This window comes from Deltaproteobacteria bacterium (assembly GCA_020848745.1).
In the GTDB taxonomy this organism is placed as follows: domain Bacteria; phylum Desulfobacterota; class Binatia; order UTPRO1; family UTPRO1; genus UTPRO1.
In genome coordinates, this window is the sequence record JADLHM010000023.1 from 15,755 (window position 1) to 38,189 (window position 22,435).

Here is a 22,435-nt window from a genome sequence, read left to right on the forward strand (position 1 = left end):
CCGTGCGCGCGCGGGGGTCGCTCCTGGTCGTGTGGTCGGCGGCGCTGGCGCTCGCCGGCGCGGCGCTCGCGCGGCTCGTCCCGGTCGTCCGCGACCAGCTGCGGGCGCCTTTCGACCTCATCTCCGAGGGCCCGCACATGTGCACCGTGAAGGCCCTGTGGGCGGGCTTCGACATCTACGCGCGCGGCTCGTTCCTCGACCTGCCCTTCTTCATGACGCCGTACACGCCCCTCTACCACGCGCTCGTCGCGGTGCTGCCGCAGGACCCCGCGAATCCATTCTTCACGGGCCGGCTCGTCGCGGCGGGCGCCATGGGGATCGCGGCGGCGGCGCTCCCGGCCATCGCGGCGCGCGGGCATCGCGCGACCGCCGTACTCGCGCTCGGCGTCTTCTTCCTGATCCACGCGGTCACCGGCAACACGGCCTACCTGCGCTCGGACGCGATGGCGCTCGCGTTTTCGGTCTGGGCCGTCGTGGCGGCGGCGCGCGCCCGCACGCGGGTCGGGGTCATCGCCTCGGCGGTGCTGGCCGCGCTCGGCGTCGCCGCGAAGCAGTCGTTCCTCGCCGCCGGGGTCGCGTGCTTCATCCACGTCGCCCGCCACCGGCCGCGCGATCTCGGCGCGTTCCTCGGCGCCGGGCTCGCCGTCGGGGCGGTGCTCGGCGCCGCGGCGACCGCGTGGTTCGGTACCGACTTCTGGTTTGCGGTCACGCTCCCCTTGAGCGACTACCCGCGCGACATCGAGAGCTACTGGGTGCACTGGGACATGATGCTCGCGCAGCCGCTCGTGCGCTTCGTGCTCGGCGCGGGCGCGGGCGCGACGATCGTCGCCCTCGTCCGCGACGGCCGGCGCGCCTGTGCGACGCCGTACCTCCCCTACGCCGGCGCCGCCTGGATCCTCCAGAACGGCGTCATGACCGGCATCGGCGCCGAGAACCACAACCTGATCGAGCCGATGCTGGCGACGCTCGTCTGGATCGTCGTCGTCGCGCAGGGCGACGGCACCCCCCTGCGCCTCGGCTGGGCGCGCGCCGCCGGCCTCACCGTGCTCGCCTGGTGCGTCGTGCTCGAACTCGGCAACCCGAACACGCGACTCTGGTCACATACCGACCCGGCGCACACCGCCCGCTACGTCCGCGAGCGCGCCTCGGCGCGTGACGCGCTCCGCGCGCTCGACGCCGAGCACGGCCGCCTCCTCAACCTCAAGAACTCGCAGATCCCGCACGACTTCGAGGGCGGCGAGATGAATCTGAATGACCTCTGGATGTACATCACGGTGCTCTGGAACAGCCGGCCGGAGACGGTCGGTCGCCTGCTGGCCGCGATCGAGGCGGAGCGCTTCGATGCCGTGATCGTGAGTCCGGGCGTCGTCAGGGTCGACCCCAACCCGGGCGACGCGCCCTGGCCGCGCATCTCGCGGGCGCTCTTCGAGCGCTACCGGGTCGCGTACCACGGTGGCGAGGTGAACCTCCTCACGCGGCGCAACGCGCGCGAGTAGCCGCCGGGGACGCCGGCCCCGCGCGCATCAGCGCTTCACGAACGCCCGGTTCCCGTACCGATCGAGCGACACGACGTCTTCCACCGGCTTCCGCATCGTCGGGCCGTAACGGCCCGTCGGCCAGCCCATCGGCACGACCGCAACCGGCGTCACCGTCCACGGGAGGCCGAGCGCCCAGCGCGCAAGCGTGCGGCTCCAGAGCGGCAGCGTGATGAGCGCAGCGCCGAGCCCGGCGGCGCGCGCCGCGAGCAGCAGGTTCTGCACCGACGGATAGATCGAGCCGTAGAAGCTGCTCACCGCGATCGACGGTAGGGGCGGCACCCAGGTGTTGAGGCACGCGACGACGACGACTGGGACGTCCTCGAAGTGATCGGCCTGCCACTGCACGGCGTCGATGATGCGCATCGTCTCGTCGTCGCCCTGGCGCCGGGCGAGGAAGCGCCCGATGCCGCCGTAGGCCGCCCACGCCGTGCGGTTCAGGCGTGCGAGCTTCGCCTTCACCTGGCGATCCTTCACGACCACGAACTCCCAGTTCTGGGCGTTCGAGCCGGTCGGCGCCTTCAACGCGAGCTCGATGCACTTGAGAATCAGCGCGTCGTCGACCGGGTCGGGCTTGAGGCGGCGGATCGCGCGCTGCGTCCGCATCGCGTCCTCGAGGGACATCGCAAAGGACGGTTCGGGCTGGGGTATCGCCATCACCAGGCTCAATTCTTCAACAACGGCTTCACTTCCTTCATGAAGCGCTCGGCCATCGACGTCCCGCTGCCGACGTCGGCGAGATCCTGGAACCAGAGGATGACGAGCTCGGCGCCGCGCTCGATGTAGTGGTTCAGCTCCTTCGCGATCGTCTCCGGCGTACCCGTGCACGACTCGTCGAGGAAGGTCTTGATGCGCTCCGGGCTGACGCCCGGCCAGCAGCGCGCGATGTGGGCCTGGCGCTCCTCGTCGTCGTTGAAGATGGCGCACGTGCGCTCGACCGAGATCCGCATGGTCTTCGGGTCGCGGCCGATGTCCTTGCAGTGCTGCATGAGGATCGGGAGCTTCTCGTCGAAGGCCGCCTGGCCGCGGTTGTGGTTCCAGCCCTCCGCGAGCTCGGCCACCATGCGGAGGCCCACCTTCGGACCCTGCGAGCCGATCCAGAGCGGCGGGTGCGGTCTCTGGAGCGGCTTCGGCTCGTTCACCGCGTTCTTGATCTGGAGGTACTTCCCCTGGACCGTCGCCTTCTCCTCGGTCCACATCGCCTTCAGGATGCGCGCCGTATCGGCCATGCGGTCGAGCCGCTCGCGGATCCGCGGGAAGGGATAGTCGTAGGCGTCGAACTCGTCCTGCTTCCAGCCGGCGCCGAGCCCGACGTCGACGCGCCCGCCGCTGATCACGTCGACGCACGCGCTCACCTTCGCGAGATAGCCGGGGTTGCGGTAGAGCGCGCAGGTCACGAGCTGGCCGAGGCGGATCGTCGAGGTCGCCTCCGCGAGCGCCGCCATGGTGGTCCAGCACTCGAAGGTCGGCTGGATCTCGGTCCGCGGCACGGTGTGGAAGTGATCGTAGAGCCAGAGCGAGTCGTAGCCGATCCCTTCCAGCGTCCGCGCGACGCTCTTCAGGCGCTGCCACTGCGCCGCGCCGCCCGCGATGCCGCGCATCTCGAGCCGCCATCCCTGGGGTGCGAACGTGCCGAACTGGACCATCGCGACGACCTCCGAGCGTGTGGTGGGTGCCCGGTGAAAGTGCGGGACGGCGACGCGAGAAGCAAGCGCAATGCGACCACTACTCGTAGCGTTGCGGAAGCCCGCAAAAGCGTGAACGATCGCGACTTGACGATGACGACAAGAGCACTCTACTCCCGAGGGGTGGCGCGCAGTTACCCGGTCGACGAGGCCAAGGCCAAGCTTGGCGAGATCCTCCGGCAGGTAAAGCGCGGCAGGAGCGTGGTGCTCTCCGAGCGCGGTCGCGACGTTGCTCGGATCGTCCCGATCGAGCCGCGCGGGGGTCTCGACGCCCGTTTGGCCGCGATGGAACGCGTCGGCGTGATCGTGCCCGCAACGAGCCCCCCGACGAGCATCCGCCCGATCGCTCGTCGGCGCGGTGCCCTCCGTCGGTTCCTGCGATCGCGCTCGTGACGACCGCATACGTCGACAGCTCCTTTTTTCTCGGTATCGCCTTCGACGAGGCACGCGGCTCCCACCTTCGTGATGTCCTCGCGCGCTACGAGCGGCTGGTCAGCTGTGACCTCCTCATCGCGGAGTGCCTATCCGCGGCACTGCGCGAATCGGTAGACGATGACGTCATCTTGGAGGCGTTACGTGGGATCGCGCTCGTACTGCCTTTTCGGTCACTTGCCAGTGAAATGCGGTCGACTTTGGAAAAAGGCCACCTGCGCGGCGCCGACCTTTGGCACCTCGCCTGCGCCCTCTTCGTGGCCGAGGACGAAACCGACCGCGTGGCCTTTCTCACCCGCGATGTTTCGCAGCGCCGCATCGCCCGGCGCCTCGGCTTCCCGACCCCGTAACGATGCCCACGCTCCACGTCGACGTCGCGTGCAAGAAGTGCGGCGGCCGGAAGCGTCTCGCGGTCGGCGATCCCGGCGCGAAGCCGCTCGAGGAGTTCGTGCACTACGTGGTGGAACGACTCTCCCACAAGCCGAGCTTCGAGTGCTTCGGCGGCCACCTCGAGCTCCGGCCGCCGCTCCCGGAGTTCTGGGAGATCGACTGGGGGACGCTCGGGCCGGCCTGAGCGCCCCGCACGTCCTCGCCACGGCGCGCCCGCACGCACCCGCATCCACCGCCGGCGCGGCCGCGGCCCTACCCCGCCATCGTCAAGCCGCCGCTCACCGAGAGCACCTGCCCCGTGATGAACCCCGCCGCCGGCGACGCGAAGAACGCGACGGCCTCGGCGATTTCCTCGGGCGTGCCGAGCCGGCGGAACGGGATCGCGTTCGTCATGCCGGCGACGATCTTCGCGCCGAGCGCGCTCGCGCCGACGTCCTGCAAGAGCGCGGTGTCGGTCGGGCCCGGGCAGATCACGTTCACCGGCACGCGCTCGCGCGCGAGCTCGCGCGCGAGCGACTTCGAGAAGGCGATGATGGCCCCCTTGCAGCCGGCGTAGACGGACTCGCCGAAGCTCCCGACACGCGCCGCGTCCGAGCCGATGCTGATGATGCGGCCCGCGTTGCCGGCGGCCGCGACGTCGGCGAGCGCGGCGTGCGTGCAGTGCAGCATGCCGAGGTAGTTGACGCCGATGATCTTCGCCCACGTCTCGGCGTCGCTCTCGGCGAACGGGCCGAAGACGTCCCACCCGACGTTGTTCACGAGCACGCGGGTCGGCCCGAGGCGCGCCTTCAGGTCCGCGAAGGCGCGGACGACCTGCGACTGGTCGGTCACGTCCGCCGTCACGGCCGAGGCGCGTCCGCCGGCCGCGGCGACGGCGTCGACCGTCGCGTCGGCGCCGGCACGGTCGCGGTCGAGGACGCCGATCGCGAAGCCGTCGCGCGCGAGCCGGAGCGCGAGCGCGCGCCCGATGCCGCCACCGCCGCCGGTGACGACGGCCACCGCCGGATCTTGGTTCGCCATACGGCGTGCGTGTCGCGCGTGCGGGGTTGCGAGTCAAGGCGGCCGTTGGCTACACCCGCGCCCATGCGCTCGACGATGCAGGATCACCCGCTCACCATCACCGATCTCTTCACCTACGGCCGCACCGTCCACGCGGACAGCACGGTCGCGACCCGCGACGAGCGGGGCACGCGCCGCGCGACCTTCGCCGCCGTCGCGGCGCGGGCCGAGCGGCTCGCGGCGGCGCTCGCGCGCCTCGGCGTCCGGCCCGGCGACCGCGTCGCGACCTTCGCCTGGAACTCGCAGGAGCACCTCGAAGCCTACTTCGCGATCCCGGCGATGGGCGCCGTGCTGCACACCCTCAACATCCGCCTCTTTCCCGAACAGCTCGTCTACGTCGCGAACCACGCCGAGGACCGCGTGGTCATCGTCGACGACTCGCTCGTACCGCTGCTCGCCAAGGTGCGGCCGCTCCTCGAGACCGTCGAGCACGTGATCGTCGTCGGCGACGGCGACGCGAGCGCGCTCGCCGCCGACGCGTTGCGCTACGAAGACCTGCTCGCGGCCGAGCGGCCGGGCTACGCCTGGCCGGAGATCGACGAGCGCCGCGCCGCCGCCATGTGCTACACGAGCGGCACGACGGGGAACCCGAAGGGCGTCGTCTACAGCCACCGCTCGACCTGGCTGCATTCGCTCGCGCTCACGAGCGGCGCCGCCTACGCACTCAACGACCGCGACCGCGCGCTCCTCGTCGTCCCGATGTTCCACGCCAACGCCTGGGGCCTCCCCTACGCGGCGTGGCAAGTGGGCGCCGACCTCGTGATGCCGGGCCGCCATCTCCAGGCCGCGCCGCTCGCGCGCCTGGTCACCGAGGAGCGGCCGACCGTCGCCGCCGCCGTGCCGACGATCTGGAACGACCTCCTGCGCCATGCCGAGGAGCACCCGGTCGACTTCTCGTCGCTGCGCGTCGTCATGTGCGGCGGCTCGGCGGTCCCGCGCGTGCTCATGGAGAAGTTCGAGGAGCGCCACGGCGTGCGCATCATCCAGGCCTGGGGCATGACCGAAACGAGCCCGCTGGCGGCGATCGCGGTGCCGCCGAAGGGCGTCCCGGCCGCCGAGGAGATGCCGTGGCGCGCCAAGACCGGCCGCGTCTGCCCGGGCGTCGCCCTCCGCATCGTCGACGACGCCGGCCAGCCGCTCCCGTGGGACGGCGCGACGGCGGGCGAGATCGAGGTGCGCGGCCCGTGGATCACCGGCGCCTACTACCGGGACCACGCGCCCGAGAAGTTCCACGACGGCTGGCTCCGCACCGGCGACGTCGGCACGGTCGACGCCAAGGGCTTCGTGCAGATCACCGATCGTGCGAAGGACGTCATCAAGTCGGGCGGCGAGTGGATCTCGTCGGTCGAGCTCGAGAACGAGATCATGGCGCATCCCGACGTGGTCGAGGCCGCGGTCATCGGCATCCCCGACGACCGCTGGCAGGAGCGGCCCCTCGCGTGCGTCGTCCTGCGCCCCGGCCGGGCGACCGCCGCCGCCGACCTGCACGCGTTCCTCGCCGGGCGCGTCGCCCGCTGGTGGCTCCCGGAGCGCTTCGCCTTCATCGCGGAGGTGCCCAAGACGAGCGTCGGCAAGTTCGACAAGAAGGTGCTACGCGCGCGCCACGCCGCGGGCGGGCTCGACGTCGTCGAGGTGGGACGGAGCTGAGGCGACGATGACGGTCGACGAGTTCACCCGGCTCGTGTGGCGCGGCGTCGACGACGCCCCGCCGGTGCTGACGCCGCCGCTCGGCTCGCCGCTGATCGCCGACCCGACCTTCCTCCTGCCCCACGAGACGCCCGACGGCCGCTGGCACCTCTTCGCGCACTCGATCTTCGGCGTGCACGGCTTCACGTCCGACGACGGCGTGCGCTGGTCGCGGCCGCGGCTCGCGGTGCGGCACGCGATGCGGCCCTACCTGCTGCGCGCCGAGGGCCTCTACCATCTCTTCTACGAGCGCTATCCGGTCTTCCGCCTACCGCTCGCGGCGATCCCGGGCATGCGCTGGCGGTCGTGGATCGAGCACCGCTCGTCGGCGGACCTTCGCCACTGGAGCCGGCCGGCCGTGGCGCTCGCGCCGAGCCTCGGATGGCACCGCGCGCAGGGGCGCGGCGCATCCGTCGGCAACCCGACGGTCGTCCGCGGCGAGCGCGGCTGGCGTCTGCACTACAGCGCCGGGCTCGTCCGCGTCCCCGATTGCGGTTTCGACGAGCCCCTGCACCTCGGGATCGCGCACGGCGAGACGATCGCCGGCCCGTACCTCTCCGAGCCGCGCCCGGTGCTGTCGCCGTCGCGCGCGGATCCGCGCGCCAACCTCGGCGCCGGCGCGATGCGGGTGCTGCGGCTCGCCGACGGATTCGTCGGCCTCCAGAACGGGATCGCCTGGGATGCGAGCGCGCGCCGCAGCTCGTCGGCGATCTCGGTCCGGCGCTCCGCCGATGGCCGCCGGTGGGAGTACGCGCATCCCGAGCCGATCGTCGCCCCCACGACCGGGTGGCGCGCGCGCTTCGTCTACGCCTGCGACGCGCGGCGCGCGGCGAACGGCCGCTGGCACCTCTACTTCAACGGACGCGACCGGGCGCCGCTCCTCGCCGGCCGCGAGGCGATCGGCTTCGTCGTCGCCGACCCCACCTGACCCGGACGCGCGCGCCGTTCAGCCCCGCGCGAGCGCGCTCCGGCCGCGCTCCATCCACGCCGCGCAGTCGGGCGGCAGCGTCTCGGCTACGCGGCGCGCGTACTCCGCGAGCTCCTCGGCGGTCAGCACGTCGCGCCAGCGGCCGTTCGTCCCCTTGAAGACGAAGCTCTTGAGGCCGCCCTTGAACACCATGTCGACGGCGCCCATCCGGGCCTCGCCTTCGCGCATGCGCTCGAACGTGCAGCGATCGACGACCTCCGGCCAGCTCGCCTCCGGTACGTCGGCGCCGATGAAAGCGGCGATGCGGCGCATCTCGCCCGCGAGGTCGGCCTTCAGGTCGTTGTAGTGCACGAGCAGGAGGTTCGGACGGTGGCGCTCCGCCCAGTACGTCGCCAGGTGCCGGAAGAAGAAGTCGTCGAGCTCGACCCAGCGCGCGAAGAAGCGGTGGACGTCGCCGTCCCAGGCGGGAAACTCGGGCAGGCCTTCGGCGGTGGCGTCGGCGTTCAGCGAGTCGCGCAGATGGTCCTGGAACTTCTCGACGTGGTTGCAGAGCGACATGAAGGCGTCGCGCCCGTCGCGCGCGACGAACACGTATCGCGCCTCGTCGAACCATGGGATCCCGTCGGCCGGGGTGTGCGTCTTCATGAAGCGCCGGTGCGTCTGCGCCGCGAGCATGGCGTGGAGCTCGGCCACGGGTATCACGCCCTTCATCTCGATCCACGGGCTGATCGCGAGCACGGGTCCGGGCGCGTCGTCCGTCGGCCAGAGGAGGCTCGCAACGATCGACTGCATCCAGGTGGTGCCGCACTTGGCGGGCGTACACACGAAGACGTCCCCGGCGCGGGGCACGAACCCGTCCCAGCGGGCGTTGTCGTCGACCACGGAAACGTAGCGTCGGCGCGCCATCGGCGTTGCCATCGCGCGCCGCCACCGCTCTGTCAACCCGGTGTGGTGTCGGGTCGGCGCCTCGGCCATCGTGGCCTCCGGAGGTGCGCCATGCTCACGCTCTTCGACAACGCCTTCAGCCCGTTCGCCCGCAAGGTCCGCATGGTACTCGAGCACAAGCGGATTCCGTTCGAGACCGTGGACGGCCTCGCGCCGGAGGGGCACGCGCGGCTCGCCGCCGTGAACCCGCGCGTCGAAGTCCCCGTGATCGTGGACGGCGACCTCGCCGTCGCAAACTCGCCGCACATCGTCGCGCATCTCGAGCACCGGCACCCGGCGCGGCCGGTCTATCCGGCCGACCCCGCGCTGCGCGCCACGGCGCTCGCCTGGGAGCGGATCGCCGACACCCTGGTCGATGCGATCGTCCACGACGTCTCGAACGGCGGCTTCGGCTTCACGCCCGGCACGCGCCCGCCGGGGCTCCTCGAAGCGGCGCGCGAGGACCTGGCGCCGATCTATGCCGACCTCGAACGCGCCCTCGCGGACCGCGACTTCCTCTGCGGCGACCTCTCGATCGCCGACCTCGCGCTCTTCCCGCACCTGACCGCGGTCCGCTTCCTCGACGTCGCCTTCGACGGCGAGACGCACCCGCGGCTCCTTGCCTGGTACAAGCGCCTGCGTCAGCTCGACGTCGGCCGCGCCGACCTCGACCGCACCCAAGCCTTCCTCCGCGACCTCGGACCGGACCTGCAGCGGCCGGCGCGGATCATGTGGCGCGGCGACCGCATCGAGTGGCTCCTCGCGCGAGGCTTCCACGCCTGGTTCTTCGCCGAGATCGAGGCCGGGCGCGTGGCGTGGCCGCGGCGCTGAGCGAACGCGGCGGGCCACGGCGCTTCGTCGCCGCGACCCGACGATCCCCACCCCACCGCGTGCGCTGTTGACTTGGCTCTGCACGGAGCATCTATGAGCCCCGTGCAGACGACCCAGCCGCTGTCTTCGGTCGAAGCGTTCGCTCTGGCGCTGACGGAAGCGAGTTCGCGACTGCCGCCGAGCGCCGACGCCAGCATCGCCGTCGCGCCGCCCGCGCCGCCCGCCGACGACCTCGCCGCGGCCGACTGACGCCGACAGCGATCCTGCCGGGCGCCATGTGGACCGCGGGCGCGGACGACGCGGCGCTCGTCGGCGTCGCCGGGTGGGCGAGCTTCGCGGCGGCGCGCCGGATCGCGGAGTGGGTCGCGCTCCCGCGCCAGGCGCCGGCCGCGCGCCTCAGTTGAGTAGGGTCTCGCGCAACCGGAAGTAGATCGCGCGGGCGATCCCGCAGCTCGTGCACGTCACGCGTGCGACCCGCAAGCGCGCGCCGTCGATCGTCTCCGCCGCGTGCTCGACGAGCCGGAAGCCCGCGCCGCAGAGCGGACAGCGCATCGCCTCCGCCATCACGTCGACGAGGGGCGGCGTGTCGACCTCGAGCGGCCGATCCGGCGCTCCTCCCGGCGCGCGCCGCGCGAGCCGCTCCAGGTCGCGGACGTGCTCACGCTGCGCGAGGCGCCGTGCCCGCTCCCGCTTGCCCATCGCGCTCGACTAGCGCGCATTTCTCATCAGGTCCACGTCGCGAGAGCGTCAAGCGTGCGCCAGATCGGGCCGCACGGAGCGCCGAGCGACGCAGGCGGACTCGACAGTCCGTCGAGGAGCGAGGCGCGAGTACGGCCCGGGATGGCGTGCGATTGACGCTCGCAGCAGGGACCTGGTGAGAAGTGCGGGCCAGCGCGCCGCCGCGGCGCACGCCACCACGCACGCCCTGCGCGGTCGCGCCGGCTCGCCTTGAGTAGCCGCGCCCGGTTTGACATCTTTCCGCGCGGTCCATGGATACCGAACACGAGCGCGAGCTCCGCGAGCGGCTCGAGCGCTTCCTCGCGCGCGAGCTCGGCGCCGACGGCGTGCGGATCGTCGCGCTGTCGCGCTCGACCGAAGGGTTCTCGCAGGAGACGTTCCGCTTCGACGCCGAGGTCGCGTGCGGCGGCGCGCGCCGCGTCGAGCGCTGGGTCGCGAAGCGCGCGCCGGTCGCCGGCCTCCTCGAGCCGTACGACCTCGAGCCCGAGTTCCGCGTCCTGCACGCGCTTTCCGACGACCCCTTCCCGTCGCCGCCGACGCCGTGGTTCACGCGCGATCCCGCCGTGCTCGAGCGGCCCTTCTACGTGATGCGCTGCCTCGCGGGCGAGGTGCCGATCCCGGCGCCTACCGCCGATGGGTGCGGTCCCTTCGACGATGACGAGCGCCGCGCCCTCGGTCCCGAGGTCGCACGCACGCTCGCGGCGCTGCACGCCGTCGACTGGCGGGCGCACGGCCTCGGCTTCCTCGGCGACCCGGGTTCCGGCCGCACCGCCGCGGCGCGCGAGCTCGCCCGGTGGGAAGCGCGCATCCGCGCGAGCGGCCTGCCCGCCGATCCCGCGCTCACCGCCGCGCTCGTCTGGCTGCGGGCGCACGTACCGTCGTGCGACGAGACCACGCTCGTGCACGGCGACTACCGGCTCGGCAACTTCCTCGTCGAGCGCGACGGCGCGCGCTCGCGGCTCACGGGCGTCCTCGACTGGGAGATGGTGCACCTCGGCGATCCGCTGGAGGATCTCGCGTGGTGCATGTCGCCGCTCTGGCGCGCCGGCACGGAATGGGCGTCGGCCCTGGTGCCGCCCGACGAGATGGCAGCGGCGTACGCCGCCGCGTCCGGCCGCGTCGTCGATCCGGAGCGCCTCCGCTTCTACGACGTGCTGACGCTCGTGAAGATGATCGCGATCATGCAGACCGGCATCCGCGCCTTCAACGACGGCCGCACCCGCGACCTCCGCATGGCGCTCTTCGACCATCAGCTGCCGTTTCTCCTGATCATCCTCGCCGTGACGCTCGACTTCTTCGGAGGAGGTGCCGACTGATGCGGATCGCCGCGGAACAGCTGATCGACGGCGTCGTGCAGACGCTCATCGACGCCGTGCTGCCGGACGTCGCGTCGCCGTTCGCGCGCGGCCAGCTCTACGCCGCGGTCGACGTGCTGCGGAACCTGCGCGACCGGGTCGAGCCGCGCGCCGATCAGGCCGAGGAGGAGAGCGCGTCGGCCGTCGCCGCGCTCGACCGCGCGCTCGCCGCGCTCGCCGACGCCGCGCCCGCGCTCGCCGACCGGCTCCGGGCGGCGCTCGCGGCGGCGCCCGCCGCGCCGCCGCCCGCGCGCGTCGCGGCCGTGCGCGCCGTGCTCGCCGACGCGCTCGAGGCGATCGCGACGCTCCCCGCCGACGTCGCGCGCGCCGCGCGCCGGCCGCTCGCCGAGCACCTCGGCGCGCAGGTGATGCGGGACGTCGCGCCGCTCAAGCCCTCCATGCTCGGCGAGATCTCGAGAGGATGACCCGATGCTGACCCGCCTCGACGACTATCCCCTGCACCAGACCGCCGAGCCGATCGCGCAGCCGGCGACCGGCGATCGCAATTTCTACGACCGCTACTTCTTCAACGGCTATACGCGCGCCGGCGACCTCTTCTTCGCGGCCGCGCTCGGGGTCTACCCGAACCGCCGCGTGATGGACGCGGCGTTCAGCGTCGTGAAGGACGGGCGGCAGTGGGTGGTGCGCGCGTCGCGCCTGGCGCCGTGCGAGCGCACCGAGACGGCGGTCGGTCCGATCACGGTCGAAGTCGTCGAGCCGCTGCGCGCGCTGCGCGTGCGGGTCGCCGAGAACCCGTACGGCATCGCCGCCGAGCTCACCTTCCGCGCCCGCACCGCGCCGATCGAGGAGCCGCGCTTCACCCACCGGGTCGCGGGGCGGCTGGTCATGGACTCGACCCGCCTCACGCAGTTCGGCGCGTGGGAAGGCACGCTCGCGGTCGACGGCACGCGCCGTCCGATCGGACCGACCGACGTGCTCGGCTGCCGCGACCGCTCGTGGGGCGTCCGCATCGTCGGCGAGCCCGAGGGCGGAGCGCCCGGCATGCCGCCGCAGTTCTACTGGCTCTGGGCGCCCATCCATTTCGACGACGTGTGCGTGCACTTCGACGTCAACGAGGACGGCGACGGCCGGCGCTGGCACGCGAACGGCAACCTCGCGCGCGTCGGCGACTTCGCGGCCGAGAGCGGCGTCGAGTACCTGACGGCGGTCGAGCAGCGGGTGCGCTGGCGTGCGGGCACGCGGCGCGCGGAGCGCGCGTCGATCGTGCTGACGCCGCACGGACGGCCGCCGGTCACGATCGAGCTCGATCCGCTCCTCACCTTCCAGATGCGCGGGCTCGGCTACCTCGATCCGGAATGGGGCCACGGCATGTGGAAGGGCGAGGAGGCCGTCGGCGGCGATGCCTGGACCCTCGCCGACCTCGACCCGCTCGCGCCGTGGCATCTCCACGTCCAGCAGGTGTGTCGCGCCCGCATGGGCGGCCGCGAAGGGATCGGCGTGCTCGAGCAGCTGGTGATCGGCCCACACGCGCCGTCCGGTTTCCGCTCCATCGTCGACGGCGCGCCGTGAAGCAGGCCCACGTCGTCCGGCCTCTTTCCGTACACCGCCGACGGCGGCGCGACCCGGGAGGTTGCCGATCGATCGGCGGGCATCGCTTTCGTGAACGAGCTCGAGGTCGCTCCGTAAGCATCGGGCGCGCGCCTTCCCGGCCCGCCATCCGGGCGCGCTGCGTTAGCCAAACGCGGCGCAGCGGTATAAGCCCGAGCGGACGATCATGAGTGCCCACGAAGAGGAAGATTTCGCGACGCTGTTCGCGGCGAGCGAAGCCCAGGCCGCCAAGACCGAGCGACGCGCCCGTACCGGCGACACCGTGCGCGGCCGCGTGATCGCCGTCGGCGCCGACACCGCGTTCGTCGCGATCGGCGCCAAGTCGGAGGCGGCGATCAACCTCGCCGAGTTCCGCGACCCCGAGAGCGGCGAGGTCCGGATCGCGGTCGGCGACCAGATCGAAGCGACCGTCACCGACGACGGCAGCCGCTCCGGATCGATCGTGCTCAAGAAGACGCTCGGCCGCGGCGGCCACGTACCCGGCGAGCTCGAGCAGGCGCTCGCGCACGGCATCGCCGTCGAAGGCACCGTCACCGGCGTGAACAAGGGCGGGTTCGACGTGCAGATCGTCGGCCAGCGCGCGTTCTGTCCCGCGTCGCAGATCGATCTCCGCCGCCGCGAGCCTGCCGAGTACGTCGGCCAGCGCCTGCAGTTCCGCCTCACCAAGATCGAGGGTGGCGGCCGCAACATCGTCGTCTCGCGCCGCCAGCTCCTCGAGGCGGAAGCCGCGAAGCTCGCCGAGACGACGTGGGAGCGCCTGCACGTCGGCGCGACCGTGCAGGGCACCGTGACGTCGCTCCGCGACTTCGGCGCCTTCGTCGATCTCGGCGGCGTCGAGGGGCTCGTCCACGTGAGCGAGCTCGGCTACGGCCGCGCCCGGCACCCGTCGGAGGTCCTGAAGGTCGGCGATACGGTCGAGGCCAAGGTGGTGAAGATCGAGCCGGACGCGAAGACGGGCCAGAAGCGCGTCGGTCTCTCGATCCGCGCGCTCGCCGTCGATCCGTGGACGACCGCCGCCGAGAAGTTCCCGGCCGGGGCGACGGTGCGCGGCACGGTGCGGAAGCTCGAGGCGTTCGGCGCGTTCGTCGAGCTCGCGCCCGGTGTCGACGGCCTCGCGCACGTCTCGCGGATCGTCGCCGATCGACGCATCTCGCACCCCAAGCAGGCGCTCGAGGTCGGGGCCGAGGTCGAGGTGACGGTGCTCTCGGTCGAGCCCGAGCAGCGCCGCATGTCGCTCTCGATGGTCGAAGGCGTGCGGCGCGCGCAGGAGGCGGCCGAGCACGCCGAGCGGCAGGAAGAGACGGCGGCGCTCGCGAAGGTGAACCAATCGCGGGGGCTCGGCACCTTCGGCGAGCTCCTGAAGCGCTCGCTCGACAAGCAGCGCTGAGGCGCGCTCAGCGGCCGCGGCGCCGCGGGCGCACCCGGCGACGCCTCACTCGAGCGCGGCGCGCGCCGCCTTCGGGTCGACGAACGGCGCGGCGCGGCCGGCCGCGACCTCGGCGGCCGTGAAGCGGGTATCCGCGTCGTTGCCGAAGTTCACGAAGATCCAATCGAGGAGCGCCGCGAGGCGGGCGTCGGAGAGCGGCGCGTTGGTGACCCCCGGGACGCGCAGCACGTAGGCCCGGCCGCCCGGCCTCGCGAGCAGGCGATCGATGCCGCGGAGCGAGGGCACGCGCGTCGAGCCCGAGCCGTCGAGCTCATGGCACCCGCCGCAGCTCAAGAGGTAGTCGTGCACCGCGACCGCGTCGGCGGCCGTCGCGGCGCGCGGAGCACCCGTGAACGTCGCCGCCAGCACCACGACGGCGAGCGCGGCTCGCCGCGTCGACCTCCGGGGCCGCCGTCTCACTTCTCCGGCTGACCTTCCTCGGCGAGGCCGATCACCAGCGCGGTCGAGCAATGGTAGACCTGCGTCGACGCGCCGGAGCACCAATTGATGTCGTTGCTGCGATACGGATGATAGACGGGCCGGTCGCCCTCGTTGCGGTTGCAGAAGCAGCGGCCGCAGAACCCGCGCCCGCAACAGTCGTTGTACCAGATCGCGTAGTCCTTCCCGTCGGCGGGATTGCGGCACGTGCCGATCCAGGTGATCGGCGCCATCTCGGTGCCGGGCGGACACGACGTCTGCGAGCCGCCGCAGCAGCTGCAGAGGAAGCCGTCGATCGCGCAGTGCCGCCAGTATTCGCAGCGGGTCGGGTCGCCTTCGGGACCGTCGACCTCGGCCGGGTGCGCCTGCCCTTCGGGAGCGGCCGCAAGCCCGCGCGCGATCGGGAGGAGCGGCAGCGCGACGCCGCCGACGACGACGGCGCCGAGCTTCGCGAGGAAACCGCGACGGTCGCTCCGGCGTGCGAGGCGCCGAGCGTAGCGTTCGAGGAGCGCGTCGAGTCCCGTCATGCCGTTCTCCGGACGTCGTGCTCTTGCAACCATTCCTGCATCGACGCAACCCCGAGCCGCGCCGCCTCGAAGAGGCTCTCGACGTGCTCGCGCGTGTTCACGAGCCCCTTGGCGAGGAGCACCCCGTCGCCGCCGATCAGGACCGCGTAGGGCAGCTTGCCGACCTGGTAGGCGAGCCCGAGGTCGGCCGAGACCACGTACGGGTGGTCGCCGAGCCCGGCGCGCGCGACGAAGGCCCGCTGCGCGTCGACGTCGCCGTCGCTCGCAAAGACGAGCCGGGTCGGCGGCGCGGCGCTCGCGGCGAGCGACCGCACGATCGGCAGCAGGGTCTTGCAGACCGGACACGTCGGCGAGACGAAGAAGAGGAGCGTGCGTCGCCCGGTCGGATCGGCGCCGCCGATCGCGACGGCGCGGCCGGCGAGGTCGGTCGCGGCGCGCGCCGGCGCGGCCTCACCGACCTTCGGACCGCCCGGCATGACGAGCGCACCGACCGGGAAGACGCGCTCGTGGAGCACGCCGATCTGCCGCACGAGCGCCGCGATCACCGCCGCGAGCGCCGCCACCGCGATCCAGAGGAGCACGTTCGAGACGAGAAGCGCCTCGGTCATCGCGGCGCCTCGGCCTGCGCGGCGCGCCGCGCGTCGACGGTCCGGACGCGCGCGGCGGCGGCCGCGAGCCCGTGCGCCGCCGTCCAGGCGCACGCCGCGACGACGACGACCCCGGCGACCGTCGGCGCGTCGAGCCAGCCGAGCGCGCGCGGCGCCGTCGGCCGGAGGGTCGCGAGCGCGGCGGCCGCCAGCAGCACGTTTCGCGCGACGAGCCCCTCCCCGATCGGTTGCGCCGCGCCGCCGACCCCGCACCCGCAGTCGATCGCCCGCCGTCCGCGCGCCAGGTTCACGCCGATCGCGAGCGCGTAGACGGCGAGGAGCGCGACGGTCGCGAGCGCCGCGCCGCGGGCGGCGCCGGGCACGAGCCAGGCACCCGCGGTCGCGAGCTCGAGCGCCGCGAGCGCGGCGCCCGCCGCCGGCACGACCCGCTCCGGCAGCACGCGATATCCCGCCAGCACCGCCGCGAAGCCCGAGCGATCGCGGAGCTTGTGCCAGGCGGCGCCCGCGAAGAGCAGCGCGAAGGCGGCGCGCGCGGCGAGCGTCACGGCCGGGTCGAGCATCGCGTCACGGGCCCGGAGGCACGACGAGCGTCGGGCCGGAGAAGCCGATCTCGTCGATCTCGCGCAGCAGGCGCCCCGAGAGTGCGTCGACGACGCCAAGCGCGCCGACCTCGTCGTGGCGCACGAAGAGCAGCGGGTGCGCGTCCTGCGTCACCGCGATCGAGTGGGCGCCCGGGTTCGGCGACACCTGGCGCAGCAGCCAGTCGCCCCAGCCGCCGCGCTCGAGCTCGAGGATCGGACGCGCGAAGGCCGGGAGCAGACCCGGCACCGCGATCTCCTGCACCCGCTTCCTCTGCTCGGAGTCGTAGACCCAGATGGCCGAGCCCGGGTCCTTGTGCGAGCCCGGGCCGCCCTGGTGCACGAGCGAATAGAGCCGGTGCGTCGCGCGGTGCAGCGCCAGGTGCTGAATGCCGCCGATCCGCCACCGCGCGCCGCGCTCGGCGTCGGTGAAGAGCGACCAGGGCGGCGCCGCGACGGGTTGCTCGCCGGAGAAGTCGACGGCGTGCAGCCGGCCCTCGAAGGACGCGAAGAGCCAGCGCGCACCGTCGCGCACACCCTTCTCGGTCAGCGGGTCCTGCACGGTGTCGAAGAACCTCTCGCTGCGCGTCGCGCGCTGCTTGTGGCCGCTCGCGTCGAGCTCGACCTCGATCGCGGTGCCGTTGCCGCAGAGGGTGCCGAACTGCCTCTCGCCGGTCGGGTAGACGAGCGCGCAGCCGCCGACCACGATCTCCTCGACGAACTGGCGCGCCTCGAGATCCACGACCGACACCGAGTTCGCCGGGTCCTGGTTGAACGCGACCAGGAAGCGCTCGTCGTCGAGCACGGCGGCGAGCTGATAGCCGTGGCCGATGCTCGCCGAGCGCGGCGGGATCTCGACCTCGCCGCGCACGGCCAGCGTCGCCGCGTCGTAGATCACGACGTAGTCCTTGCGCTCGCCGCGGTGGCCGCGGGCGTAGACCGGGTCGATCACGTAGATCTCGCCGCGCTTCGGCGAGAAGAGCGGCGCCGGACCGCTCAGGTTGATCGTGCCGTCGAGCGCTCCGAGCATCGTGGCCGTATCGCCGTCGAAGAGAACCGCGTGGCGCAGCAGGCGGTCGGGCACCCACACCCAGTGCGGGCTCGCCTGGGCGGGGAGCACGGCGACCCGGCCGTGCTCGTCGGGCTCCACGTCCGCGAACGCGACGGCGGCGCGGACGAGCACCGCCGCCAGCAGCGCGATTGCGATCCTGGAACGCCGTGCCGGCAACGCGCGCATCCTCGGGCGGCGGCTCGCTCGACCGCGCCCGGTCACGTCGACCGGCGGCGCGGCGAAGTCCTGGAAGCCTGGCACGCGCATCTCATCGCACCGCGACGGCGCAGAGGCAACCGACGCCGGCCGCTCGCCAACGGTCAGTATGCGACCTTGTCCGCGGTCACCCGCCAGCGCTCCAGCACCTCGCGGCCCGGAGCGACCAGCAGGCGTGCCGTCGGGATCCTGCGCGCGTCGAGATCGGCGGCGATCTCACGATAGATGAAGCGGTCGTCGAAGCCGGCGCGCTCGGCGTCGGCGCGGTCGGCGGCGAACCAGAGCCGGTCGAGGCGCGCCCAGTAGACGGCGCCGAGGCACATCGGGCACGGCTCGCAGCTCGCATAGACCTCGCAGCCGGCCAGCCGGAAGTCGCCGAGCGCGCGGCAGGCGTTCCGGATGGCGACGACCTCGGCGTGCGCCGTCGGATCGTTGCTCGTCGTCACCGCGTTCGCGCCTTCGCCGAGGATCACCCCGTCGCGCGCGACCACGGCGCCGAACGGCCCGCCCCGGCCGCTGCGCACGTTCTCGTCGGCGAGGGCGATCGCCCGCCGCATCAGCGCGGCGGGCGTCACGTCCGCATTCCGCGCTTCACGGCGCGATCCCGCCGAAGTCGAGGAGCTCGCGGCCCCGCGGCGTCTCGGCGTCGAGCAGCTGGCCGACCCGGCAGGCGTGGTGGCGGAGCAGGCACTCGCCGACGTCGCCGGCGGTCGCGAGCGGCGACACGCCGACGGCGCTGCAGTAGGTCGCGAGCGCCGTCTGCCCGAGACCGTCGGTGGCGAGAAGCTCCGTCTCGACGCCGTTGCAGGCCTTGGCGATCGCGGCGCGCGCCTTGGTGCCGGCGCCCTTCGGACCGTCGCCGATCTTGGCGGCGATGCCAGCGCACTTGCGGCGCGCGCCGGCGAGGCAGCCGGCGTCGCCCGGCTTCAGCTGCGCGCACTTGGTCATCGCCGCGACGCACTTCTGCAGGCCGCCGAGCCGGCTCGCCGCGAACTTCGCCGCGGCCTTCTGGACGGCGGACGCGCACTTCACGAGGAGCTTCGCGCGCGCCGGGTCGCCAACGCCCTGTCCGCCGCCGTTCGCGCCGGGATTCAGAAGGCAGCCGAAGCCGAAGAGCGAGACGCCCGCCGCCTGCAGCAGCTCGCGCGCCCGCGGGTTCTCGATCGAGACCATCTGCTCGGCCTGGCACTGATGCCGGCTGTGCACGCAGCGCGCCACGCCGTTCGCGTCGCGCGCCGTGATGAACGACGCCGCGCACGTGGCGCGCTCGTCGCCGTACCCGAGGCCGGCGGCGCTCTGGAGGTCGGCTTCGAGCATCGGCGGCTCCCCGCACGCCTTCTCGATCTTGTCCTCGAGCTTGCCCTCGAGGGCGGCGATCGTCGTGGAGACCTTCTGGCAGCCCGCGCTCGCCTTGCCGACGCAGCCCTGATCGCCGGGCTTGAGCTCGACGCAGGCGAGCATCTTCTGCAGACAGCCCTGGAGGAGCTTCCGCTCCTTCGCGACCAGCGCCTGGCCGCCCTTCGCGATCGCGCCCTGGCACTTGGCGGCGACCTTCGCCCGCGCCCGCGTCGCGACCCCGGCGCCCAACCCGTTGGCCCACGGGCGCTTGCAGTCGGGGTCGGCGCGGTCGACGATCGTGTCGCCGTCGTCGTCGCGGCAGTTGTCGCAGATCTCGACGCCAGGGACGTTGGTCGGCGCGACCGTCGGCGTCGCGCCGGGTCCGGGCGTCTTCTCGACGGTCGCCGTCGCGGCGGGCGTCGGCGTCGCCGACGCGGCCGGCGCCGGTCCGCCGCTCGCGGTCACGCAATTCGAGAACTCCGAGGTGTTGCCGAGCGAGTCGGTGGCGGTCGCGGTGACGACGTAGCCGTTCGGGATCGGCACCGGCAGGTTCACGGCGATCGCGCTGCCGTCGGCCGAACGGTCGGCCGCGCCGAGGAAGAACGCGCCTTCGCCGTTGCCGCCCACCGTGTCGCAGGCCGGGCTCGCGAAGAACTCCAGGCGATAGGGCTGCGCGCTCGCCGGGCCCTGCGTGAGCGCCTGCGCGTTCACGGTCGAGGTCATGGCGTCCGACGTCGCGCTCGTGAGCACCGGCCAGTTCAACAGGTCGTTGGCGCCGGAGTCGGCGTCGGTCGCGTCGTTCATCGTCACGCCGTCGCCGAAGGACGAGCTTCCGAGGTCGATGCCGCGGCCGCTGTTGGCGAAGATGCGGTTCGCCGAAATGCGGTTCTGGTTCGCGCGCAGCGTGCCGGTCGTGCACCCGGCGCACGTCGGCACGAAGTTCACGAGCACGCCCGGACCCGTGTTGTTCGCGACGAGATTCGGCGCGCCGTTCGCCGTGCCCCCGATGGTCGCGTCGAACACGTTGTCGAGGCGGAGGCCGGGGCCGCCGTTGCCGAGCGGCCGACCGACGGCGTCGACGCCGATCTGGTTCCCCTGCACCACGTGGCCGCCCGTCGACCGGTGCGCGGCGAAGTGGATCAGGATCCCGTAGTCGTTGCCCGCGATCAGGTTGCCGTTGCCGGGCGAGCCGACCACCGCGGCGTCGGCGTCGGAGATCGACACGCCGTAGCCGAAGCCCTCGTCGAACGCGCCGAGGCCCGCCGCGTCCGTTCCGACGAGGTTGCGGAGGATCGAGTTACCGTCGGCCGAGGCGCTGACCTCGAAGACGGTCACCTGGTTTCCGACGTTGCCCGCCACGACGTTGCCCGCACCCGGATCGGTACCGCCGACGGTGTTGTTCGCGCTGTTCAGGATGATGCCCTCGCGGTTCGGCAGCGCGTGGAAGCCCGCGGCGTCGATGCCCACGTAGTTGCCGGCGATCGTGTTGTTGGCGGCGGCCGAGCTGATGAAGGTGGCGATGCCTACGTCGAAGAAGAATTGCTCGCGGTTCCCGGAGACGACGTTCCGCGCCTGGGCCGTCGTGCCGCCGATCAGGTTGTTCGATCCGCTGATGATCGCGATGCCGTTCTGCCCGTTCGGCTTCGCCTGGAGGCCGGTCGCGTCGGTGCCGACGTAGTTCCCCTCGACGATCGAGTTGCTGGCGCCGGAAAGCATGATGCCGCACCCGCAGAAGCTTTCGCCGTTCTCGCGCAGCGCCGGCCACGCGCTGACGATCAGGCCGCGGACGACGTTGTTCGGCGCGGACAGGATCAGCGCGGTGCGGCCGTCGGAGAACGCCTCGCCGCTCAGCTCGACGACCGGCACGTCGACGAACCCCGGCTGCGTGCGGCCGTCGAGCGTGACGGGCGCCGTGATCACCGGGTACTCGCTGCCTTGCGGCGTGATCAGCCAGCTACCCGTCCCCGGCCGGAAGCCCGGATCGCTCGCCGGGATCGCGAACTCGATCGTGTCGAGGTCGGGCGTGGCGTTGGCGGCGACGATCGCTTCGCGGAGCGAGCACGACGCGTCGCACGCGCCGTTCTCGTCCGCGGTGGTCGTGACCACGAAGGTCGCGGCCGCGCGCGACAGCAGGACCTCCGGCGCCGGCAGGCCGGGCCGCAGCACCACCAGATCCGGCACCGCGTCGCGATTGAGGCGCATCGGCAGGACGGCGGCGGCGTCCGCCGGAGCGGTGAGCGCGAGCGGCGGCGCGGGACGCGCGAGCGCGCGCCGCACCTCCTGGCGCGTCCGGAATCCGCCGACGCCGCCGTCGGCGCTCGCCACCGCGAACGCCTCTGGAACGGCCGCCAGCGGCACCGACGCCGCGGGCGTCAGATGCGACGGCGCCAACGCCACCGCGCGCGCCCGCGCCGCCCCGACCGCCGCGGCGTCGAGGACGTCGGCTTCGACCACCGTCCCGTCGCCGATGCCGACCAGGAGCGCCGCCGTCCCGAGCGCGCGCTCGGCGACGATGTCCTTGAGGCCGTCGGCGTCGACGTCGACCGCCGTCAGGGCCGACACGCGCCCGTCCATCGAGGCCAGCACGCGCGGCGTCCCGAACGGCGATCCGGCGAGCGCGCGCGGCGCGCCCGGCGTCGGGTACACCGCCTCCGCGTCGCCCGGGTACGCGACGAGCGTCGTCGCGCCGCCCTCCGCGTAGGCGACGATCAGGTCCGGCATGCCGTCGGCGTCGAGGTCGGCCGACGCGAGCGCGGTCGGTGCGCCGGCGGCCGCGACGGCGAGCGGCACGACGTCGGGCGCGAGCGGCGCGGCGCTCGACGGTCTCGGGGCGACGAGAGCGGACAGTACGGCGAGGACGAACGATGGGAAGCGAAGAACGCGGGCCACGGCAGCTCCTCGGACGGCGAAAGTACGTCGTCCATAGGCGAAAACGCGGTGCCGCTTCAATCGCGCGCATGCTCTAGTGCAATGCCTAGGAGTCTGCGCCACGGATCGGTTTCGAGCGAGAACCGTGAGCCGCCGCGAGCGCAAGGAGCGCGACCCGACCGCGTATCTGTGCGATACGCCGAGGGTCGCGCGACGCCGTCGATCGCGGATGGATCGCGATTCGCAGCCGAAA

At 72.9% G+C, this 22,435-nt stretch carries 24 protein-coding genes; 12 read left to right on the forward strand and 12 right to left on the reverse strand.

Features of this window, described 5'->3' with window-relative positions:
• Positions 1 to 2 precede the first annotated feature (2 nt).
• On the forward strand, positions 3 to 1,496 hold the full coding sequence (locus IT293_03190) for a hypothetical protein (GenBank protein MCC6763643.1): 1,494 nt from the start codon (positions 3 to 5) through the stop codon (positions 1,494 to 1,496).
• A 27-nt stretch (positions 1,497 to 1,523) separates the two neighbouring features.
• Here IT293_03190 and IT293_03195 read toward each other — a convergent pair whose 3' ends face one another.
• Together IT293_03195 and IT293_03200 are read right to left on the reverse strand one after the other, a co-directional pair.
• Positions 1,524 to 2,159, reverse strand: coding sequence for a nitroreductase family protein (locus tag IT293_03195; GenBank protein MCC6763644.1), 636 nt, complete (start codon positions 2,157 to 2,159; stop codon positions 1,524 to 1,526).
• Positions 2,160 to 2,200: 41 nt separating this feature from the next.
• Positions 2,201 to 3,181, reverse strand: a complete 981-nt coding sequence (locus tag IT293_03200) for a TIGR03560 family F420-dependent LLM class oxidoreductase (GenBank protein MCC6763645.1) — start codon at positions 3,179 to 3,181, stop codon at positions 2,201 to 2,203.
• Between the two features lie 33 nt (positions 3,182 to 3,214).
• Here IT293_03200 and IT293_03205 point away from each other — a divergent pair, with 33 nt between their 5' ends.
• From IT293_03205 to IT293_03215, 3 genes are read left to right on the forward strand one after another with little or no spacing between them, the layout of a single operon-like run.
• A complete protein-coding gene (locus IT293_03205; GenBank protein MCC6763646.1) occupies positions 3,215 to 3,613 on the forward strand; it encodes a type II toxin-antitoxin system prevent-host-death family antitoxin in 399 nt (132 codons plus the stop codon).
• On the forward strand, positions 3,610 to 4,002 hold the full coding sequence (locus IT293_03210) for a PIN domain-containing protein (protein MCC6763647.1): 393 nt from the start codon (positions 3,610 to 3,612) through the stop codon (positions 4,000 to 4,002). The genes IT293_03205 and IT293_03210 overlap by 4 nt, the downstream gene beginning before the upstream one ends.
• A gap of 2 nt (positions 4,003 to 4,004) precedes the next feature.
• Positions 4,005 to 4,226 carry a hypothetical protein gene (locus IT293_03215; protein MCC6763648.1) on the forward strand — a complete coding sequence of 74 codons (222 nt, stop codon included), beginning with the start codon at positions 4,005 to 4,007 and terminating at the stop codon, positions 4,224 to 4,226.
• A 68-nt stretch (positions 4,227 to 4,294) separates the two neighbouring features.
• Here the strand turns inward: IT293_03215 and IT293_03220 are convergent, their stop codons facing one another.
• Complete coding sequence (locus IT293_03220; GenBank protein ID MCC6763649.1) at positions 4,295 to 5,062, reverse strand: SDR family oxidoreductase; 768 nt, start codon at positions 5,060 to 5,062, stop codon at positions 4,295 to 4,297.
• Between the two features lie 63 nt (positions 5,063 to 5,125).
• Between IT293_03220 and IT293_03225 the strand changes: the two genes are divergently transcribed.
• Both IT293_03225 and IT293_03230 read left to right on the forward strand, forming a co-directional pair.
• Positions 5,126 to 6,748: a fatty acid--CoA ligase gene (locus tag IT293_03225; protein MCC6763650.1), complete on the forward strand. Its 1,623-nt coding sequence runs from the start codon at positions 5,126 to 5,128 to the stop codon at positions 6,746 to 6,748.
• A gap of 7 nt (positions 6,749 to 6,755) precedes the next feature.
• The gene (locus IT293_03230) at positions 6,756 to 7,715 is read left to right on the forward strand and encodes a glycosyl hydrolase family 43 (protein MCC6763651.1); all 960 of its coding nucleotides are present in this window, start codon (positions 6,756 to 6,758) and stop codon (positions 7,713 to 7,715) included.
• Positions 7,716 to 7,733: 18 nt separating this feature from the next.
• Here the strand turns inward: IT293_03230 and IT293_03235 are convergent, their stop codons facing one another.
• Positions 7,734 to 8,633 carry a sulfotransferase domain-containing protein gene (locus tag IT293_03235; GenBank protein ID MCC6763652.1) on the reverse strand — a complete coding sequence of 300 codons (900 nt, stop codon included), beginning with the start codon at positions 8,631 to 8,633 and terminating at the stop codon, positions 7,734 to 7,736.
• A gap of 78 nt (positions 8,634 to 8,711) precedes the next feature.
• Between IT293_03235 and IT293_03240 the strand changes: the two genes are divergently transcribed.
• Together IT293_03240 and IT293_03245 are read left to right on the forward strand one after the other, a co-directional pair.
• Positions 8,712 to 9,470: a glutathione S-transferase family protein gene (locus tag IT293_03240; GenBank protein ID MCC6763653.1), complete on the forward strand. Its 759-nt coding sequence runs from the start codon at positions 8,712 to 8,714 to the stop codon at positions 9,468 to 9,470.
• Between the two features lie 93 nt (positions 9,471 to 9,563).
• Positions 9,564 to 9,719 (forward strand): hypothetical protein, encoded by a 156-nt coding sequence (locus IT293_03245; GenBank protein ID MCC6763654.1) that lies wholly within the window; start codon positions 9,564 to 9,566, stop codon positions 9,717 to 9,719.
• 147 nt (positions 9,720 to 9,866) lie between these two features.
• Here IT293_03245 and IT293_03250 read toward each other — a convergent pair whose 3' ends face one another.
• Positions 9,867 to 10,169 carry a hypothetical protein gene (locus tag IT293_03250; GenBank protein ID MCC6763655.1) on the reverse strand — a complete coding sequence of 101 codons (303 nt, stop codon included), beginning with the start codon at positions 10,167 to 10,169 and terminating at the stop codon, positions 9,867 to 9,869.
• A 290-nt stretch (positions 10,170 to 10,459) separates the two neighbouring features.
• On the opposite strand from IT293_03250, the gene IT293_03255 reads away from it, so the two are divergent.
• The 4 genes from IT293_03255 to IT293_03270 all read left to right on the forward strand — a co-directional run bounded on the left by IT293_03255 (position 10,460) and on the right by IT293_03270 (position 14,519).
• Positions 10,460 to 11,524 carry a phosphotransferase family protein gene (locus tag IT293_03255; GenBank protein ID MCC6763656.1) on the forward strand — a complete coding sequence of 355 codons (1,065 nt, stop codon included), beginning with the start codon at positions 10,460 to 10,462 and terminating at the stop codon, positions 11,522 to 11,524.
• The gene (locus tag IT293_03260; protein ID MCC6763657.1) at positions 11,524 to 11,988 is read left to right on the forward strand and encodes a hypothetical protein; all 465 of its coding nucleotides are present in this window, start codon (positions 11,524 to 11,526) and stop codon (positions 11,986 to 11,988) included. The genes IT293_03255 and IT293_03260 overlap by 1 nt, the downstream gene beginning before the upstream one ends.
• A gap of 4 nt (positions 11,989 to 11,992) precedes the next feature.
• Positions 11,993 to 13,093 carry a hypothetical protein gene (locus tag IT293_03265; protein ID MCC6763658.1) on the forward strand — a complete coding sequence of 367 codons (1,101 nt, stop codon included), beginning with the start codon at positions 11,993 to 11,995 and terminating at the stop codon, positions 13,091 to 13,093.
• A 205-nt stretch (positions 13,094 to 13,298) separates the two neighbouring features.
• On the forward strand, positions 13,299 to 14,519 hold the full coding sequence (locus IT293_03270; protein MCC6763659.1) for a S1 RNA-binding domain-containing protein: 1,221 nt from the start codon (positions 13,299 to 13,301) through the stop codon (positions 14,517 to 14,519).
• Positions 14,520 to 14,564: 45 nt separating this feature from the next.
• Here the strand turns inward: IT293_03270 and IT293_03275 are convergent, their stop codons facing one another.
• The 7 genes from IT293_03275 to IT293_03305 are packed head-to-tail and all read right to left on the reverse strand — an operon-like array spanning position 14,565 to position 22,203.
• Positions 14,565 to 14,978, reverse strand: a complete 414-nt coding sequence (locus IT293_03275) for a hypothetical protein (protein MCC6763660.1) — start codon at positions 14,976 to 14,978, stop codon at positions 14,565 to 14,567.
• The gene (locus IT293_03280) at positions 14,975 to 15,523 is read right to left on the reverse strand and encodes a methylamine dehydrogenase (amicyanin) light chain (GenBank protein ID MCC6763661.1); all 549 of its coding nucleotides are present in this window, start codon (positions 15,521 to 15,523) and stop codon (positions 14,975 to 14,977) included. Before IT293_03280 ends, IT293_03275 begins: the two co-directional genes overlap by 4 nt.
• Positions 15,520 to 16,131 carry a methylamine dehydrogenase accessory protein MauD gene (mauD, locus tag IT293_03285; protein MCC6763662.1) on the reverse strand — a complete coding sequence of 204 codons (612 nt, stop codon included), beginning with the start codon at positions 16,129 to 16,131 and terminating at the stop codon, positions 15,520 to 15,522. Before mauD ends, IT293_03280 begins: the two co-directional genes overlap by 4 nt.
• Entirely contained in the window at positions 16,128 to 16,691 is a 564-nt protein-coding gene (locus IT293_03290; GenBank protein ID MCC6763663.1) for a methylamine utilization protein MauE, read from the reverse strand. Before IT293_03290 ends, mauD begins: the two co-directional genes overlap by 4 nt.
• A 4-nt stretch (positions 16,692 to 16,695) precedes the next feature.
• Positions 16,696 to 18,021, reverse strand: coding sequence for a hypothetical protein (locus IT293_03295; protein ID MCC6763664.1), 1,326 nt, complete (start codon positions 18,019 to 18,021; stop codon positions 16,696 to 16,698).
• 59 nt (positions 18,022 to 18,080) lie between these two features.
• The gene (locus tag IT293_03300; GenBank protein MCC6763665.1) at positions 18,081 to 18,533 is read right to left on the reverse strand and encodes a nucleoside deaminase; all 453 of its coding nucleotides are present in this window, start codon (positions 18,531 to 18,533) and stop codon (positions 18,081 to 18,083) included.
• A gap of 34 nt (positions 18,534 to 18,567) precedes the next feature.
• The gene (locus tag IT293_03305; protein MCC6763666.1) at positions 18,568 to 22,203 is read right to left on the reverse strand and encodes a CSLREA domain-containing protein; all 3,636 of its coding nucleotides are present in this window, start codon (positions 22,201 to 22,203) and stop codon (positions 18,568 to 18,570) included.
• Positions 22,204 to 22,435: the final 232 nt, after the last annotated feature.

Excerpts from the sequence above, each read along its gene's own strand:
- IT293_03195 (MCC6763644.1), bottom strand. The coding sequence starts at position 2,159 with ATGTCCCTCGAGGACGCGATGCGGACGCAGCGCGCGATCCGCCGCCTC.
- IT293_03200 (MCC6763645.1), bottom strand. The coding sequence starts at position 3,181 with ATGGTCCAGTTCGGCACGTTCGCACCCCAGGGATGGCGGCTCGAGATG.
- IT293_03215 (MCC6763648.1), top strand. The coding sequence starts at position 4,005 with ATGCCCACGCTCCACGTCGACGTCGCGTGCAAGAAGTGCGGCGGCCGG.
- IT293_03220 (MCC6763649.1), bottom strand. The coding sequence starts at position 5,062 with ATGGCGAACCAAGATCCGGCGGTGGCCGTCGTCACCGGCGGCGGTGGC.
- IT293_03225 (MCC6763650.1), top strand. The coding sequence starts at position 5,126 with ATGCGCTCGACGATGCAGGATCACCCGCTCACCATCACCGATCTCTTC.
- IT293_03230 (MCC6763651.1), top strand. The coding sequence starts at position 6,756 with ATGACGGTCGACGAGTTCACCCGGCTCGTGTGGCGCGGCGTCGACGAC.
- IT293_03235 (MCC6763652.1), bottom strand. The coding sequence starts at position 8,633 with ATGGCAACGCCGATGGCGCGCCGACGCTACGTTTCCGTGGTCGACGAC.
- IT293_03240 (MCC6763653.1), top strand. The coding sequence starts at position 8,712 with ATGCTCACGCTCTTCGACAACGCCTTCAGCCCGTTCGCCCGCAAGGTC.
- IT293_03245 (MCC6763654.1), top strand. The coding sequence starts at position 9,564 with ATGAGCCCCGTGCAGACGACCCAGCCGCTGTCTTCGGTCGAAGCGTTC.
- IT293_03250 (MCC6763655.1), bottom strand. The coding sequence starts at position 10,169 with ATGGGCAAGCGGGAGCGGGCACGGCGCCTCGCGCAGCGTGAGCACGTC.
- IT293_03255 (MCC6763656.1), top strand. The coding sequence starts at position 10,460 with ATGGATACCGAACACGAGCGCGAGCTCCGCGAGCGGCTCGAGCGCTTC.
- IT293_03260 (MCC6763657.1), top strand. The coding sequence starts at position 11,524 with ATGCGGATCGCCGCGGAACAGCTGATCGACGGCGTCGTGCAGACGCTC.
- IT293_03265 (MCC6763658.1), top strand. The coding sequence starts at position 11,993 with ATGCTGACCCGCCTCGACGACTATCCCCTGCACCAGACCGCCGAGCCG.
- IT293_03270 (MCC6763659.1), top strand. The coding sequence starts at position 13,299 with ATGAGTGCCCACGAAGAGGAAGATTTCGCGACGCTGTTCGCGGCGAGC.
- IT293_03280 (MCC6763661.1), bottom strand. The coding sequence starts at position 15,523 with ATGACGGGACTCGACGCGCTCCTCGAACGCTACGCTCGGCGCCTCGCA.
- mauD (MCC6763662.1), bottom strand. The coding sequence starts at position 16,131 with ATGACCGAGGCGCTTCTCGTCTCGAACGTGCTCCTCTGGATCGCGGTG.
- IT293_03290 (MCC6763663.1), bottom strand. The coding sequence starts at position 16,691 with ATGCTCGACCCGGCCGTGACGCTCGCCGCGCGCGCCGCCTTCGCGCTG.
- IT293_03300 (MCC6763665.1), bottom strand. The coding sequence starts at position 18,533 with ATGCGGCGGGCGATCGCCCTCGCCGACGAGAACGTGCGCAGCGGCCGG.